The organism is Aliiroseovarius sp. Z3 (genome assembly GCF_029105185.1).
Lineage (GTDB): Bacteria > Pseudomonadota > Alphaproteobacteria > Rhodobacterales > Rhodobacteraceae > Aliiroseovarius.
This window is the reverse complement of record NZ_JAFMZK010000001.1, coordinates 1-15904: the sequence shown is the minus strand read 5'-3', so window position 1 is coordinate 15904 and position 15904 is coordinate 1. Positions and strand designations below refer to the sequence as shown.

Here is a 15904-nt window from a genome sequence, read left to right as displayed (position 1 = left end):
GAAGCCCCTACTCGGCGGCTTTCACGTCCAAATCCTTGTCGTCCAAAACCGGTAACTCGACCTCGAACACAGCCCCGCCATCCTGACCGTTGCGCGCCGTTAGACGTCCGCCCAGATCGGTGACAATGCCCGACGAAATCGCCAGGCCCAACCCGACCCCATCGCCGGGGGCCTTGGTGGTGTAGAAAGGCTCGAACAGGTTATCCAGGTCTTCCACTCCGTTTCCGTTGTCGCGCACTGTGATCAATACATAATCGCCTTGGCTGACGATGATATCAACCTGCGGCAAATCAACAGTTTTTGTTGCGTCCAACGCGTTGCGCAGCAAATTGATCAACACTTGCTCAAGACGCAAGCGATCTCCCATCACCATAACAGGTTCGCGCGGAATATTGCGCGTGATGCGCACTTCGCGGCTTTTCAGTTGGGGTTCCATCATCGACAACGCCGTCGAGACACTTTCGCGCACATCCATCGGCTCGAACGCGTCGGCCCCCTTGCGCGCATAGCTTTTCAGCTGCCGTGTGATGGCCCCCATACGCTCGATCAGATCGTCAATCCGCTGGAAACTGGACAGGGCTTCATCCGGGCGCTTGCGTTGCAAAAGCAGCTTTGCACCCGCAAGATAGGTCTTCATCGCCGCCAAGGGCTGGTTCAACTCATGGCTGACCGCTGCCGACATCTCACCCAAGGCCGCTAATTTCGAGCTTTGCGCAAGTGTTTGTTCGGCCACTTGCAGGTTCTCCTCGGCGCGTTTGCGTTCTGCGATCTCGCGTTGAAGGGCAAGGTTCAACTGCCGCAGGTCCGCCGATTCCTGCGCAAACAGGACCGAACGCCACTGGGCGCGGCGGCTGATCAGGTAGAACAGCAGCGACAAAACCATCGCAAACGCCATGATTTCCAACGCCAGAACCGCGTTCACCTTCTCGCGCACCGATGCGTAAGAAGTGAAGGACGCGATCCGCCACCCCTGAAACGGCACCCGGCTTTCATGGCGCATCACCTCTTCGCCCAGAAACAAGACATCCGAGGGCAGGCCCGACCAATCCGCCGCGTCGCGCACGCTGCGCCGGATCGCGTCCGTTGCGGATACCGTTGCCAGCGCCTCGCCTTCCGGCTTGCCGCGCCAACGGGGTTCCGTGGCCAGAATCACGTTGCCTTCACTGTCAGTGACCAGCACCGCGTCCGAGATCCCGGACCAGCTGCTTTCGAACTTGCGCAGGTCGACGTTCACGACGATCACACCAATTACGCCATCATTGTCCTCGATCTTGCGAGAATACGAGAACTCGTATGATCCGGCTTCGGTTTGCACCGTGGTGAACACCGTTTCCGAGCTTCTCAGCGCCTCGACAAAATACGGATTGGTGCGGTGTTGCGAGCCAAGCGCCTCGCGCGTTGTGGCGGCCACGGCGCGCCCGTCACTGTCCAGAAGCATCAGCGACGCGGCTTCGATTTCATCGCGATAAGAAATCAGCCGGGCGGTGCTTTGCGAATAATCAGCGGAATTCAATGCGTTGATCAGCGCCGGATCGCGCGACAACAACAACGGCACGACCGAGTTTCGCTGCAATTCGCTAAGCAGGTTCCCGGAATACAACGCCACCCGAAGCTCGGCCCGGTTGCGTGTGGTTTCGGTGTATCGTTCAGTCAGCAGGCGATTGGAAAAGAACACCACAAAGACCGCAAGCGAAATCAACGCGACAAGCACAAGGCGCGCGCGAAGACTTACCCCCGGACGCGGGAGCGACACTGGACGGTTCTTAAAAACGGCCATGGCTTAAAGATAAGACCGCAAGACCGGCTTCGCAATCACGCAGCGACGACGCTGTCCACCAACGAGCGGAACATCGCCACGCCGTCCGTGCCGCCGTGGTTTTCGTCCACGCAACGCTCCGGGTGGGGCATCATGCCAAGCACACGACGGTTCTTGGATATGACCCCGGCGATATCCCCGGTCGAGCCATTGGGATTGTTCACATAGGTGAACGCGATCCGGTCCTCGCCGCGCAACTGCGCCAGCTTTTCATCCGTGACGTTATAGTTGCCGTCATGGTGGGCGATCGGAACGGTAATTTCCTGCCCCTGCCCATAGCCGGCCATAAAATCGCAATTCACAGTTTCCACTTTTAAGTCAGTGGGTTTGCAGATGAACTTCAGGTTTGCGTTGCGCATCAGCGCCCCCGGCAGAATGCCGGTTTCGGTCAGCACCTGAAAGCCGTTGCAGATCCCGATGGCATAACCGCCCCGCTCGGTATGCTTGATCAGCGACCGGGTGATGGGTGATTGCGCGGCAATCGCACCACAACGCAGGTAATCCCCGAAGGAAAACCCACCGGGCACGCCCACGATGTCCAGATCGGTGGGAAGCTCGGTTTCCTTGTGCCAGATCATCTTGACCTGTGCGCCCGCCCGCTCAAACGCCACCGCCAGATCGCGGTCGCAGTTGGAACCCGGAAATACGATGACGCCCGCCTTCATCACAGCACCTGAATGGCGTAGTTTTCGATGACCGTATTGGCCAACAGCTTTTCGCACATCTTCTTGATGTCTTCATCCGAGGTGCCATCGGCCAGATCAAGCTCGATCACCTTGCCCTGGCGCACACGTTCCACGCCCGAGAACCCCAGATTGCCAAGCGCGTGGCGCACGGCCTCGCCCTGCGGGTCCAGAACGCCGGTTTTCAGCATCACATCAACACGTACTTTCATCGGGGCAAATCCTCAGTTGATCAGGGTCGGTTTGGTGGGGGTGTGGGTGACGTTCGACGGCATGACGCCCAGACGACGCGCCACTTCGGTATAGGCATCGGTCAGGTTGCCAAGGTCGCGGCGGAACACGTCCTTGTCCAGCTTCTGACCCGTCTCGATGTCCCACAGGCGGCAGCTGTCCGGGCTGATTTCATCGGCCACGATCAGACGCGGGAAATCGCCTTCGTAAACGCGGCCCATCTCGATCTTGAAATCAACCAGCTTGATGCCGACGCCATACATGACCCCCGACAAATAGTCGTTTACGCGCAGCGCCATCGACACGATCTCGTCCATCTCCTGCTGGCTGGCCCAGCCAAAGGCAGCGATGTATTCTTCGGGCACCAACGGATCGCCCAGACTGTCATCCTTATAGGAAAATTCGACGATCGGGCGCGGCAGCGGCGTGCCCTCTTCCATCCCCAGACGTTTGGCCATGGACCCTGCGGCGACGTTGCGCACGATGATCTCAAGCGGCACGATTTCAGCGGCGCGCACCAGCTGTTCACGCATGTTAAGGCGCTTGATGAAGTGGTTGGGAATGCCCAGCTGCGTCAAACCCTTCATGAAGAATTCAGACAGGCGGTTGTTCAGAACACCTTTCCCGTCGATGACGTCTTTCTTTTCGGCATTAAACGCGGTCGCATCGTCCTTGAAATATTGCACGATTGTGCCCGGCTCGGTGCCTTCATACAGGATCTTTGCCTTACCTTCATAAAGTTTCTTGCGCCGTGCCATAAGACCTCCGTCGGTCAGTGCGGGATGCAGCCCTTGGCGGGCCCCCTGCCCGCGCGACTCCCCGTGATGCCCGCCCTATACGTGAAAGCCTGACGCTGGGCAAGAATATCGCCGATCTGGCACGATTTCCCGAATTTGAGAGCGCTAGCGGGGTTGCGATAACCGCTTCTCGTTGGCATATCAGTAGCGACAAGCGCCATTCGGCCTGCCGAAGGCACCAGACCATGAACAAGGGAACGCCATGACCACCTTTGATGATCGCGAAAACGCCTTCGAAGCCAAATTCGCCCATGATGAAGAAATGCAGTTCAAGGCGGAAGCACGCGCCAACAAGAAACTGGGCCTGTGGGCGGCCGAGAAGCTGGGAAAGACAGGCGACGATGCAGTGGCTTATGCCGGCGAAGTGATCAAATCTGATCTTGAAGAAGCCGGGTATGAAGATGTGGTGCGCAAGGTCACCGGCGATCTCAACACGGTCAGCGCCGATGAAGTCCGTGCCAAACGGGCCGAGCTTCTGGCCATTGCCAAAGCCGAGTTGGTCTCGGAAGCCTGATCAACGTCGCTTTCCAGCACAGTCGCAATATCGCGGGCGCGCCTCTCAAGGTCGCGCCCTTTCTTATGCCGGTTCGAATGGCGGTGGCTGTGCGGAATTGGCGCGCAGTTGATCTGCTAAGGCCGTCTTCGTGTATTTGTCCCCTTCCCATGGGATCATTGGGGCGGGCATGATCTGTCATTGCCCAATATGGATATCATTGCATCGCGCCGGTCCGATGGTAAACACAGGTTTTCGGCGGGCGGTCGAGCAACTCTGACCCTGACGGCAATATGGATGCCCTTGTTGCGACGACGACCGAGGACGGATTGGCCAAAAATCTTCATCCATATGTACCGTGGCAACTGCAATAGGTTTGCGCCCGGACGCAATCCGTGGCAGGTAGCAGCCCAACCGTATATTCTATCTCCGGAGCCGCCCAATGACGGACTTGCTGACCCAACTGATGATGGAACGCGATTGGCTGATGGCCGATGGCGCAACCGGAACCACCCTGTTCAATATGGGGCTGACCTCGGGCGATGCGCCCGAGCTGTGGAATATCGAGAAACCCGACAATATTCGCGCGCTCTACAAGGGCGCAGTGGATGCCGGATCAGACATTTTCCTGACCAACTCGTTTGGCGGCAACGCCTCGCGGCTGAAGCTGCATGATGCACAGGATCGTGTTCGCGAGCTGAACCGCGCAGCCGCTGAATTGGGGCGCGAGGTCGCAGATGCGTCGGGTCGCAAAGTGGTCGTTGCCGGATCCATTGGCCCGACAGGTGACATCATGGAACCGATGGGCAGCCTGACCTTCGACAGCGCGGTCGAGATGTTCCACGAACAGGCTGAAGGTCTGAAAGAAGGCGGGGCCGATGTGCTTTGGGTCGAGACGATCTCGGCGCCCGAAGAATACAAAGCCGCTGCACGCGCTGCCGAGCTGGCCGACATGCCATGGTGCGGCACGATGAGCTTCGACACCGCCGGACGCACAATGATGGGTATCACCTCGGCTGATTTGGCGAAGATGGTCGAGACACTCAGCAAACCACCCCTCGCCTTTGGGGCAAACTGTGGCGTTGGTGCCGCCGATCTGCTGCGCACCGTTCTGGGCTTTGCGGCGCAAGGCAGCGAGCGACCGATTATCGCCAAGGGCAACGCAGGCATTCCGAAATATGTGGATGGTCATATCCACTATGACGGCACCCCGGAACTGATGGCAGATTATGCTGTTCTGGCCCGCGATTGCGGTGCGAGAATCATTGGCGGGTGCTGTGGCACCACGCCAGAACACCTGCGCGCCATGCGTGAGGCGTTGGAGACACGTCCAAGAAGTGACAGCCGCCCGACGCTGGAACAGATCGCATCGACACTTGGCGGGTTTTCGTCCGCCTCTGATGGCACAGGGGATGACGCCGGACCCAGCCGCGAACGCCGCTCGCGCCGCCGCCGCAGCTAAGAAACTTGGCCGAAACGCCACGAAAACGAGGGTGAAACTGCCCTCGTTTTTCTTTACTGGGTAGGCTGCATCGTCAAAACAGCGACAATTGATCCCCGGTTTTGGGCGGCACGGCAAACAGATCACAGCGCAATTTCGGCAAGTCATTGGACAGCCCAAGGCGCTTGCGGGCAATGTTGAACCGATGGCGCAGAAGGTCGGAAAACGTGCCTTTCCCAACCATTCGCGCGCCAAACGTCGCATCATAGTCATCACCGCCGCGCATCTCGCACATCCGGCCCATGACGCGCGCTGCCCGATCAGGCACGTGTTCAGCCAGCCAATCCTGAAACAGTCCTGAGACTTCGCCCGGAAGGCGCAGCAGAATATAGCTCGCCGCACCGGCACCCGCGTCCCTCGCCGCGCTCAGTATCGCTTCTAGTTCGTGATCCGTCAGACCGGGCACGACGGGCGCGACCATGACGCGCACCGGAATCCCGGCGGCGGACAGACGTTCGATTATCTGCAATCGCCTTTTCGGACTGGGCACGCGCGGTTCCATCTTGCGTGACAGTCCCGCATCCAACGTCGTGACAGACACGCCCACATGGGTCAGCCCCTCCTGCGCCATCTCGGACAGCAGATCAAGATCCCGTTCGATCAGCGTGCCCTTGGTGACGATCGCGACCGGATGGCGAAACCGCGCCAGCACCTCAAGCACCCCGTGCATGACGCGATATTGCGCTTCGATTGGTTGATAGGGGTCGGTATTGGTGCCGATCGCAATCGGTGCCACCGCATAGCGCGGGCGCGACAATTCCTGCTCAAGCCGCCGTGGTGCATTGGGACGCGCGATCAGACGCGTTTCAAAATCCAGTCCCGCAGAATAGCCCAAATAGGCGTGGGTTGGCCGGGCAAAACAATAGATGCACCCGTGTTCACAACCGCGATACGGATTGATCGACCGATCAAAACTGATGTCGGGCGATTTGTTGCGCGTGATCACACTGCGCGGGTTTTCGATGGCAACATGGGTCTGGATGGTGCGCGGCAGCTCTTGCTGCTACCCGTCATCCACACTGACACGCTGATACGGCTCGAACCTGCCGGTGTCGTTGCTGTTCGCTGCACGTCCGCGCCGTGCTTCGGCCCTGATCTTGTTGTCACCCTCTGAAACCATGACACACCATAAGAACAAATCAGGAACATATGAAGCAGATTCACCATCTCATAGCGAAATATTCATTTGCCATTAGGTCGGTCAAAGGGCACTCCATGTCGCAATCGGTTCAGACCAAACATGCGAAATCGTCGCATGTGGGATTTGAAGACCATAAGTTTTAGCTAGGGAACGGCAGCCATGTCCGACCAAGAAGACGATATCATCCTGAGCGAGCTGAACGACGAAGAGCTTGTCCAGCAAATGCATGACGACCTTTATGACGGTCTTGCAGAAGAAATTACCGAAGGCGTCAACATCCTGCTTGAGCGCGGTTGGGAACCCTACAAAGTCCTGACCGAAGCACTGGTTGCAGGGATGACCATCGTGGGGCATGACTTCCGTGATGGCATTCTGTTCGTGCCCGAGGTGCTTCTGGCGGCCAACGCGATGAAGGCGGGTATGGCCATTCTGAAACCGCTTCTGATCGCCACGGGTGCGCCACGCATGGGCAAGATGGTGATTGGCACCGTGAAGGGTGACATCCACGACATCGGCAAGAACCTTGTGTCGATGATGATGGAAGGCGCTGGCTTCGAAGTTGTCGATCTGGGCATCAACAACGCGGTCGAAAGTTATCTTGAAGCGCTGGAGACCGAGGAGCCTGACATTCTGGGCATGTCTGCCCTGCTGACCACCACAATGCCTTATATGAAAGTCGTGATCGACACCCTCGTCGAAAAAGGCATCCGCGATGACTACACGATCCTCGTCGGTGGTGCCCCATTGAACGAGGAATTCGGCAAGGCCATCGGTGCAGACAGCTATTGCCGTGACGCTGCTGTGGCGGTTGAAACCGCAAAAGACTATATGCTGCGCAAACACAACCAGCTTGCCGCGGGCTGAGGTCGTCTGATGAATTTGAGACAAGGCCCTGCCTCGGTGGCGGGGCCTTTTCTTTTGCAACGCCAGACCCCAGATAGGAAGGCATGAGCAAACTACGGTTCTTTTCCCTGATCGCGCTGGTGATCCTGTGTGGCGGCCTGACGATTTTCGTCGGCAGCCTTGCCGCCGCTTCCGGCAAGCTGGATGGTCAGGTGGCCATGGCATTGCTGCCGTTGGTCATGCTGGCGTCGATTGCGATCCGGGCATTATCGGGACGGAACGGGTCATGAAACCAAGCGACGAAGAACTCACCCGCAGCGGGTTGGCACCGACGGATGCCTCGGCCAAGGTTCTCATTCTGGCCTGTGGGGCGCTGGCAAACGAAATTCTGGCCCTGATCCGCCTGAACGGTTGGGACCACATGAGCCTGACCTGCTTGCCCGCGATCCTGCACAACACACCCGAGAAAATCCCGGCGGCCGTCCGCGCCGCCGTTGAGAAACACGGCGCGAATTTCGACCAGATCTTCCTGGCCTATGCCGATTGCGGCACGGGTGGCGAACTGGCCGCGATCTGTGACGACATGGGGATCGAGATGATCCGGGGGCCACATTGTTACAGCTTCTTCGAGGGCAATGATGCATTTGCCGCCCGCGCCGAAGATGAAATAGATGTTTTCTACCTGACCGATTTTCTGGCACGCGGGTTTGACAGTTTCGTCATCAAACCGCTGGGGCTGGATCGACATCCAGAGTTACGGGATATGTATTTCGGCCACTACACACGGCTGATTTATCTGGCGCAGACCGACAACCCAGAGCTTGATCGCATGGCCGAAGCAGCAGCCGATCGGATCGGGCTGAAATACGAACGAAAATTCACCGGGTTTGGCGATCTGGCCACGGCCCTAAAGCCCTTTGGATAATCAGGCTGCCTCGGCGGCTTGCATCCGAATACGCTTGACCATCGCGCGCAGCCCGTTGGACCGTTGCGACGACAGGTGTTCATTCAGCCCCAACCGCGCCAACTCTGCCGGGGCATCGACCTTGCCGACCTCGGACACCGGCAGATCATTGTAAAGCGCCGCCAGAACCGCGATCAAACCCTTCACGATCATCGCATCGCTATCACCGTGAAAGCGATAGGTGTTGCCATTGATCTCCGGGTGCAGCCAAACCTGGCTGGCACAGCCTTCCACCTTGGTTGACGGCACTTTCAGCGCGTCCTCCATCGGCGGCAGCGCCTTGCCCATGTCGATGACCATCGCATAACGGTCTTCCCATTCGTCCAGAAACGCAAAATCCTCGACAATCTCTTCAAAAGCGGGGCTGGCCATCGGGTTGGTCCTTCTTCTTCGATGATCATCAGTTAGGGCGATCTGCCCCAAAGGTCCAGACCCCCGCAGGGTTCGCAGTGTTCTCTTTTCAAAACCCTGCACATGGGCTAACCCTTTGGTCAGAAGAAGAGGAGCGACCATGACCCTGCGCCGTATTGCCCTGCCCGCCGTGATGATCAGCCTGACACTGGGGCTGACCGCGTGTGGCAGCACATCGAACCTGAACCCTTTCAACTGGTTCCGGTCGGACGGCGTCAAAGAGGTGGCCGTGATCCCGGAAGGCGGGTTTCTTGAGGATCAGGAATTTCGCGGATTGGTGTCAGAGGTTGTGGAAGTGCAAGTGCTGCGCAGCACCGGTGGTGCGATCATCCGTGCCAAGGGCCTGCCGCCACGTCTAGGCTATTGGGATGCGCAACTTGTGCCCGAGAATTTCGAACGCCCTGTCGACGGCGTTCTGACCTATATGTTCCGCATCAGTGAACCGCCCTATCACACGATATCCGGTCGCCCAAAACAGCGAGAGGTGTTGGTGGGGCAATTCGTGTCAAACACCAAGCTGCAAGGGGTGCGCACGATCCGCGTGGTGGGCGAACGGAACAGCAGATCGTCCAGTCGCTAGGCCCGGCCCGTTCAGACCGCGCCCTTTATCAAACCTCGAAAACCGCGACCCGTTGCCCTTTGGCGGCCAGTGCCAACTTGCCTTCGCACAGTCGCAGCGCATCATTTCCAAACACTTCGGCCCGCCAGCCGCGCAGGGCTTGCACATCGCGTTTTCCTGCCGCCAGGGCGTCAAGATCAGATGCAGACGCAATAAGCTTCTGCGCCACCTTTTCCTGTTCGCAACGCGCCTTCAACAAGACACGCAAAAGATCGGCCAGCGCCGGGTTCACTTGCAGCTTGTCGCGGGATTTGTCGGGCGCTTTGGGCAGGTCTTCCTGCGCCATCTCAACGCCGGCGGTGACGGCATGCAGGATACCCTCGGCAATCTCACCTTTTCGGGCCTCGCGCAGCAGCAGACGCGACCGGCCCAAATCCTGCATGTTGCGGGGTTTGGTCGACGCCAGTTCAAGCAGCGCGTCATCCTTCATCACCCGGTTGCGGGGGATGTTGCGCGACTGGGCATAGGCTTCGCGAAACCGGGCAAGCTCCTTGGCGACACCCAGAAAGCGCGATGAGTTCGTGCGTGTTTTCAGACGCATCCATGCGTCTTCGGGGTGGATTGTATAGGTCGCGGGATCGGTCAGGATCGCAAGTTCTTCCTCAACCCACGCACCGCGACCGCTTTTTTTCAACTCGGCGGCCAGGAATTCGTAAATCTGGCGCAGGTGCGTGACGTCCCCGATGGCATATTTCTTTTGCGCGTCAGTCAGCGGACGGCGTGACCAGTCGGTAAAGCGGCTGGATTTGTCCATCTGCGCGCGGGCAATCTTGCGCACCAGCGTCTCGTATCCTGCCTGATCGCCGAAACCGCAAACCATCGCGGCCACCTGCGTGTCGAACAAGGGCTTCGGAAAGACGCCAGCCTCGACAAAAAAGATCTCCAGATCCTGCCGGGCGGCGTGAAAGACTTTGACCACATTCTCATCGCGAAACAGGTCATAGAGCGGCTCCAGCGACAACCCCTCGACCAGTGGATCCACCAGCACCGCGTCTTCATCCGCGTCGCCGGGCACGGCCAGTTGCACAAGGCAGAGTTTGGAATAATAGGTGCGCTCGCGTAAAAACTCCGTATCGACCGTGACGTAAGGATGTGTTGCGGCGCGGGTGCAGAACTCGGCCAGCGCCTCGGTCGTGGTAATCGTGATCATACAGGGTCTTTCTGCTCGTTTCCGTGGGCCTTCAGGCATTCTGACGGGTTTAAGGGGAAACCATGAAAAAGGGAAGCCTTGGACGAAACAGGCATATCAGGGCAGGAAAAGCGGTGTGCGATCCTCACATGCGAAACGGCGCAGCACAGCGGGATAAAGCAGGTGTTCCTGCACCAACACCCGCGCGGCCAGACTGTCGGCGGTGTCACCCGCTTCAATGGGAACACGCGCCTGCCCAAGGATCGGGCCGCCATCCAGTTCCGCTGTGACCTCGTGCACCGAACAGCCAGCCTCTTCGTCACCGGCATCAATTGCGCGCTGATGGGTGTGAAGCCCCTTGTATTTCGGCAAAAGCGACGGGTGGATGTTCAGACAACGCCCCGACCATCTGGCGGTGAACCCTTCGGTCAGAATGCGCATGAACCCGGCCAGACAGATGATATCCGGGTGCGCCCGTTCCAAGGCGTCATTTAGCGCGGCTTCGAACCCGGCACGGTCGCCCTTGAAGTCGTGGTGGTCCACGATTGCGGTGGGAATACCAAGCGCGCGGGCTTTGTCCAACCCACCTGCGGTCGGCACGTTGGACAGGACAAGACAAGGCCGCGCCGGGTGGTCGCCGGTCATGCTGTCTGCCAGCGTCACCATATTCGAGCCGCTGCCTGAAATCAGGATGGCGACCCGCTTATGCGCCCCGCCTGCGCCTGTCACAGAAGCGACCCAAGATAGCTGACGCCCTGACCTGCTTGGATGCGCCCCAATTGGGTGACACGCTCGCCAGCATTTGTCAGGCGTTCGGTCAGAGCCGCGGCTTGCGGCGCATCAACAACCAACACCATGCCTTGGCCGGAATTGAACGTCTTGAGCAGCTCGGCCTGATCCATCCCGCCGGTCTCTGCCAGCCATTTGAACACCGGCGGCAGATCCCACGCGTCCAGATCGACCAATGCGCCCAGCCCATCGGGCAGCACCCGTGGCAGGTTTTCGGTCAAGCCACCGCCGGTGATATGGGCCAGCGCATGAACGCCCCCTGCCCGCACGGCTTCCAGCACCTGACGCACGTAAAGACGGGTCGGCGCCAGAAGCGCCTCGCCCAATGTGATCCGCGCATCCCAAGGGCAGTCAGCCTCCCAACCAAGCCCCGAAACCTCAACCAGTTTGCGCACCAGCGAATAGCCGTTGGAATGCACCCCGTCGGACGCCAGACCCAGCAGCACGTCACCCTCTTTGACGCCCTTGGGCAGGTCTTCACCGCGCTCCATCGCGCCGACCGAAAATCCGGCAAGATCGAAATCGCCATCATCATACATGCCCGGCATCTCGGCCGTTTCACCACCGATCAGGGCACAGCCTGACAGTTCGCAACCTTTCGCGATGCCTTCAATGATCCGTGCGGCCTTGTCGGTTTCCAACCGGCCGGTCGCGAAATAATCAAGGAAGAACAAAGGTTCCGCGCCCTGACACACCAAGTCATTCACGCACATCGCCACAAGGTCGATGCCGATCGTGTCCACATTGCCCGTGTCAATCGCGATGCGCAGTTTGGTGCCGACACCATCGGTGGCCGATACCAGAACCGGGTCTTTGAACCCCGCGCCTTTCAGGTCAAACAGCGCGCCGAAGCCGCCCAGCCCGGCCATCACGCCCGGACGATTGGTGCGCTTGGCGGCGGGTTTGATCCGTTCAACCAGCGCGTTGCCCGCGTCAATATCCACGCCTGCGTCGGCATAGGTGATGCCCTTTGATGCGTCGCTCATCTGGTCCCCCGATTGACCTGCATAAAAAACTGCGCTTGCGATAGCTTAAGGGGGGCAAAGAGTCCACGCCTCGCTTGACGCCGCGCGCCAGTTTGCTAGCAAGGGCGCCACCGGAGGATACAGTGGGCCTGTAGCTCAACGGTTAGAGCAGAGCGCTCATAACGCTTTGGTTGGGGGTTCGAATCCCTCCGGGCCTACCACGTCACCTGATGGCACGTTCAGGCGGCATCCGGCTTCTCTGCATTCTAAGTTGATCGGCTGCGCATGCGTGATGCCAGTGTGGGGGCGGACACTGATTTCCGTTGGCCGTTCGGCAGGTTATACTCATTGTCGTGGAGGTAAGCTGAAATGGCTGACAAATTGACACCTGAAGAGCGTCGGGAGCATCTCATCCCTTTAGCAGAAGCCGGGTGGGAAGCGGTCCCGGACCGTGATGCGATCCGAAAAATATACATCTTCCCCAATTTTATAGAGGCTTGGGGTTGGATGTCCCGCGTGGCGATTTGGTGCGAAAAGTGGAACCATCACCCGGAATGGCTCAACGTGTATCAAACTGTCGACGTCACCTTGGCGACACATGATGCCAACGGTGTGACCAATCTTGATGTTAAGCTGGCAAAGAAAATGGACACCCTCGCAGAGGTTTCGACCCGCGACCTCGCCAGCGGACCAGGTTGACCCCACGACCGCCCCGGCGATCAGGTTACATCACGTAACCTCCAGGCTTGATACAGGGCAGCCCCCAAGGCCAGCAGGGCGAGCGTCAGCCAGATCGCGCCCGATTGCTCCAGATACACGACACCCGCGTCAGCATCGAAACACCGACCCTGTTCATTGAAACAGTCTCGCCATTTGAAATATTGCGCGTAGTAAACGTATCCAAACGCGACTGACAGCCCAAGGAACACCAGAAAGAAGATCGTTCTGATCATTGGCCTCCCCCAACTGATCACCGATGAGATCCTAAAACCTCCGCCGTCAAGATCAAAGGCGGCTGTTCCCCGCGCCCAACACCAAAGCGCCATCCTCCGCCTATCGCGGCAATACGAACTCGACCTTCAATCCGCCCAGATCGGCGCTGTCGCCCAACCGCAGGTGGCCACCATGGCCGCGAGCGATATCGCTGGCAATGGCCAACCCCAACCCGACGCCTGATCCCTTGTCCTGATTGCGGGCCTTGTCCAAGCGGGCAAAGGGTTTCAGGGCTTCTTCGCGCGCATCAGGTGGGATACCAGGCCCGTCATCTTCGACCACGAAGCGCAAGTCCCCGCGCCCCGTCACAAGCGACAAGCGCACCAGCGAACCATAGCGTGTGGCATTGCCCAGCAGATTCTCCAACGCCCGTTCCAATGCGGCACGGCGCACGGGATACGGGCCGGGATCGGCCACTTCGCCCAGCACGACATTCTGACCGGCCCGCGCGGCGTTGTCGGCCAGATGTCGGGTCAGGCTTGCCAGATCGACCGGTTCTGGGTCGTCCTCCAATGCGTCCGAGCGTGCGAAACTCAGGAATCGGTCCACCAGACGTTCCATGTCTTCGACATCACGCTCCAGATCATCGCGACTGTCATCGTCGATCATTGCCAACCCCAACCGAAGCCGGGTCAAAGGCGTGCGAAGGTCATGGCTGACACCCGACAGCATCAACGTACGCTGTTCGATCTGCCGCTCGATACGTGATCGCATGTCCAGAAATGCCTTGCCAGCCGACCGTACTTCTGTTGCCCCCGCCAGTTTGTAGGGCACCACCTGCCCCTTGCCGAAGGCTTCCGCCGCCTTGGCAAGCTGCCGGATCGGTCGCAGTTGGTTGCGCAGGAAAAGATAGGCGATCAGCGTCATCAGAATGCCGGTCGCCAACATCAATACCAACAACTGGTGCGGGTTCGACGCTGACACCCGATCCCGCGAAAACCCCACCCGAATCGGGCCGTGATTGGTGATGACGCCAACAATCACCCCGGCGCGTTCCGATGCCAGATCGACCCCGGTCAGATTTGGCAGCCCCGCATGCAAGGTGCGCGCGACCCTCGGCCCGGTCAGGTCCGTCAGCCGGATCGCCGTGTCCACCGGAGCGCCCGGAAGTTCGATCCACATCGCCAGTGGTTGGATCACCCTCTCTACGCTTTGACGCGCCGCACGCGGTGTTGCGGCCGTGTTCACCTCGGACAACAGATAGTCCAGCTCCAGCACAACGGCATTGGTCATCTGCACCGTGATCCGGTTGAAATGCCGCTGGATGAACACGACCGAGACGACAAGTTGCAAGGTCACGATCGGCACGATCAGGATCATCGCCGCACGCCCATACAGCCCGCGCGGCATGAATTGCTTCAGCCAGCCGAAATCGAGAAACCTGTTCTTGGGCAGTTGAACCATGGCCAGACCCTATGACGCAGCGCCCTGCTTGCCAAGCGGCGACAGTGCGGGGTTACTGTCGACGAGGATTCGCGACATACGGAGGCCCCGTGGCAAACCGGAACAACCCGTCAGACCGCCCACCCGCCGGGGTAATGACCCCGCTGGAACCCGGCATTCGTCGCATCATCGCGCCCAACCCGTCGCCGATGACCTATTGGGGCACGAACACATTTGTTCTGGGCGAAGGCGACGTGGCGGTGATTGATCCCGGTCCCGCCGACCCTGTGCATATGGACGCGCTGCTTTCCGGTCTTCAGCGCGGCGAGCGGGTCACACAGATTCTTGTGACCCATTCTCACCTGGACCATTCCCCACTGGCGCGCCCACTGTCTGAAGCAACCGGCGCCCCCATCATGGCCTATGGCGACGCACAAGCCGGGCGCAGCGAGGTCATGCGGGACTTGGTCGCGCGCGGCCTGTCATCCGGGGGCGAAGGCGTTGACGCAGGATTTCGCCCTGACGTCAGGATTTCCGACGGCGAAATCCTCCGGGCTGGCGGCTTGGACATCGAAGCCATTTGGACACCCGGCCACTTTGCCAACCACCTGAGCTTTGCGTGGCAGGGCGCTGTTTTTACAGGAGATCACGTGATGGGTTGGGCCAGCTCATTGGTCTCACCGCCGGATGGAGATCTGACGGCTTTCATGGCGTCCTGTGCAAAACTCGCTGCGCGCGCGGATCGCATCTATTTCCCGGCCCATGGGGCCGCCATCACCGACCCCGCCGCCCGCATGGCGTGGTTGATCGCCCATCGCCAATCGCGTGAAGCCGACCTGCTGGCCACGCTGGCCGATGGCCGCCCAACCACCGTTTCGGCCCTGACCCGCACCATTTACACCGACACGCCCCCGGCCCTGATCCCCGCCGCGGAACGCAATGTGTTCGCCCATTTGATCGACCTCGTGACCCGCAAAATCGTCGTCGCAGAACCGCAACTTGAGGCGCATGCAGATTTTCGCAGGATCGGTTGAAAAAAACACTAATTCCTCTTGCGGGCCTGAATCGCACTTGCTATATCGCCCCTCGTGTTCCGGCGTAGCTCAGCGGTAGAGCAGTTGACTGTTAATCAATTGGTCGTAGGTT

At 59.3% G+C, this 15904-nt stretch carries 18 protein-coding genes, 1 tRNA gene and 1 pseudogene; 9 read left to right on the top strand and 11 right to left on the bottom strand.

The features are described from left to right. Window positions 1–7: 7 nt before the first annotated feature. The 4 genes from J3R80_RS00100 to purC are packed head-to-tail and all read right to left on the bottom strand — an operon-like array spanning window position 8 to window position 3488. Window positions 8–1777: an ATP-binding protein gene (locus tag J3R80_RS00100; RefSeq protein WP_275391723.1), complete on the bottom strand. Its 1770-nt coding sequence runs from the start codon at window positions 1775–1777 to the stop codon at window positions 8–10. Between the two features lie 35 nt (window positions 1778–1812). Further along, a complete protein-coding gene (purQ, locus tag J3R80_RS00095) occupies window positions 1813–2481 on the bottom strand; it encodes a phosphoribosylformylglycinamidine synthase subunit PurQ (protein WP_275391722.1) in 669 nt (222 codons plus the stop codon). Then, window positions 2481–2711, bottom strand: coding sequence for a phosphoribosylformylglycinamidine synthase subunit PurS (purS, locus tag J3R80_RS00090; RefSeq protein WP_275391721.1), 231 nt, complete (start codon window positions 2709–2711; stop codon window positions 2481–2483). The genes purQ and purS overlap by 1 nt, the downstream gene beginning before the upstream one ends. 12 nt (window positions 2712–2723) lie before the next feature. After that, complete coding sequence (gene purC, locus J3R80_RS00085; protein ID WP_275391720.1) at window positions 2724–3488, bottom strand: phosphoribosylaminoimidazolesuccinocarboxamide synthase; 765 nt, start codon at window positions 3486–3488, stop codon at window positions 2724–2726. A 241-nt stretch (window positions 3489–3729) separates the two neighbouring features. Between purC and J3R80_RS00080 the strand changes: the two genes are divergently transcribed. Both J3R80_RS00080 and bmt read left to right on the top strand, forming a co-directional pair. Beyond that, on the top strand, window positions 3730–4041 hold the full coding sequence (locus J3R80_RS00080; protein WP_275391719.1) for a DUF1476 domain-containing protein: 312 nt from the start codon (window positions 3730–3732) through the stop codon (window positions 4039–4041). A 421-nt stretch (window positions 4042–4462) separates the two neighbouring features. Then, entirely contained in the window at window positions 4463–5482 is a 1020-nt protein-coding gene (gene bmt, locus J3R80_RS00075) for a betaine--homocysteine S-methyltransferase (protein WP_275391718.1), read from the top strand. Between the two features lie 73 nt (window positions 5483–5555). Here the strand turns inward: bmt and J3R80_RS00070 are convergent. After that, window positions 5556–6641: pseudogene (locus J3R80_RS00070) on the bottom strand (PA0069 family radical SAM protein). A 180-nt stretch (window positions 6642–6821) separates the two neighbouring features. On the opposite strand from J3R80_RS00070, the gene J3R80_RS00065 reads away from it, so the two are divergent. The 3 genes from J3R80_RS00065 (at window position 6822) to J3R80_RS00055 (ending at window position 8430) form a co-directional block, all read left to right on the top strand. Continuing rightward, window positions 6822–7526 (top strand): B12-binding domain-containing protein, encoded by a 705-nt coding sequence (locus J3R80_RS00065; protein ID WP_275391717.1) that lies wholly within the window; start codon window positions 6822–6824, stop codon window positions 7524–7526. An 83-nt stretch (window positions 7527–7609) separates the two neighbouring features. After that, a complete protein-coding gene (locus tag J3R80_RS00060) occupies window positions 7610–7795 on the top strand; it encodes a hypothetical protein (RefSeq protein WP_275391716.1) in 186 nt (61 codons plus the stop codon). Beyond that, window positions 7792–8430, top strand: coding sequence for a DUF1638 domain-containing protein (locus tag J3R80_RS00055; RefSeq protein WP_275391715.1), 639 nt, complete (start codon window positions 7792–7794; stop codon window positions 8428–8430). The genes J3R80_RS00060 and J3R80_RS00055 overlap by 4 nt, the downstream gene beginning before the upstream one ends. On the opposite strand, the gene J3R80_RS00050 is transcribed toward J3R80_RS00055, so the two are convergent. Continuing rightward, window positions 8431–8841, bottom strand: a complete 411-nt coding sequence (locus J3R80_RS00050) for a SufE family protein (protein ID WP_275391714.1) — start codon at window positions 8839–8841, stop codon at window positions 8431–8433. It abuts the gene before it with no gap. A 139-nt stretch (window positions 8842–8980) separates the two neighbouring features. On the opposite strand from J3R80_RS00050, the gene J3R80_RS00045 reads away from it, so the two are divergent. Continuing rightward, entirely contained in the window at window positions 8981–9460 is a 480-nt protein-coding gene (locus J3R80_RS00045; protein ID WP_275391713.1) for a hypothetical protein, read from the top strand. Window positions 9461–9488: 28 nt separating this feature from the next. On the opposite strand, the gene rnd is transcribed toward J3R80_RS00045, so the two are convergent. From rnd to purM, 3 genes are all read right to left on the bottom strand, one after another. Further along, window positions 9489–10649 (bottom strand): ribonuclease D, encoded by a 1161-nt coding sequence (gene rnd, locus J3R80_RS00040; protein WP_275391712.1) that lies wholly within the window; start codon window positions 10647–10649, stop codon window positions 9489–9491. Window positions 10650–10745: 96 nt separating this feature from the next. After that, window positions 10746–11357, bottom strand: a complete 612-nt coding sequence (gene purN / locus J3R80_RS00035; protein WP_275391711.1) for a phosphoribosylglycinamide formyltransferase — start codon at window positions 11355–11357, stop codon at window positions 10746–10748. After that, window positions 11354–12403, bottom strand: coding sequence for a phosphoribosylformylglycinamidine cyclo-ligase (gene purM / locus J3R80_RS00030; RefSeq protein ID WP_275391710.1), 1050 nt, complete (start codon window positions 12401–12403; stop codon window positions 11354–11356). Before purM ends, purN begins: the two co-directional genes overlap by 4 nt. A 124-nt stretch (window positions 12404–12527) precedes the next feature. Here purM and J3R80_RS00025 point away from each other — a divergent pair. Then, window positions 12528–12603, top strand: a tRNA-Ile gene (locus tag J3R80_RS00025). A gap of 148 nt (window positions 12604–12751) precedes the next feature. Further along, window positions 12752–13081 (top strand): 4a-hydroxytetrahydrobiopterin dehydratase, encoded by a 330-nt coding sequence (locus tag J3R80_RS00020; RefSeq protein ID WP_275391709.1) that lies wholly within the window; start codon window positions 12752–12754, stop codon window positions 13079–13081. A 20-nt stretch (window positions 13082–13101) separates the two neighbouring features. Here J3R80_RS00020 and J3R80_RS00015 read toward each other — a convergent pair whose 3' ends face one another. Both J3R80_RS00015 and J3R80_RS00010 read right to left on the bottom strand, forming a co-directional pair. Continuing rightward, window positions 13102–13335: a hypothetical protein gene (locus tag J3R80_RS00015; protein WP_275391708.1), complete on the bottom strand. Its 234-nt coding sequence runs from the start codon at window positions 13333–13335 to the stop codon at window positions 13102–13104. Window positions 13336–13435: 100 nt separating this feature from the next. Further along, a complete protein-coding gene (locus tag J3R80_RS00010; protein ID WP_275391707.1) occupies window positions 13436–14779 on the bottom strand; it encodes an ATP-binding protein in 1344 nt (447 codons plus the stop codon). A gap of 134 nt (window positions 14780–14913) precedes the next feature. On the opposite strand from J3R80_RS00010, the gene J3R80_RS00005 reads away from it, so the two are divergent. Continuing rightward, window positions 14914–15792 carry an MBL fold metallo-hydrolase gene (locus J3R80_RS00005; protein ID WP_275392238.1) on the top strand — a complete coding sequence of 293 codons (879 nt, stop codon included), beginning with the start codon at window positions 14914–14916 and terminating at the stop codon, window positions 15790–15792. Window positions 15793–15904 lie beyond the last annotated feature (112 nt).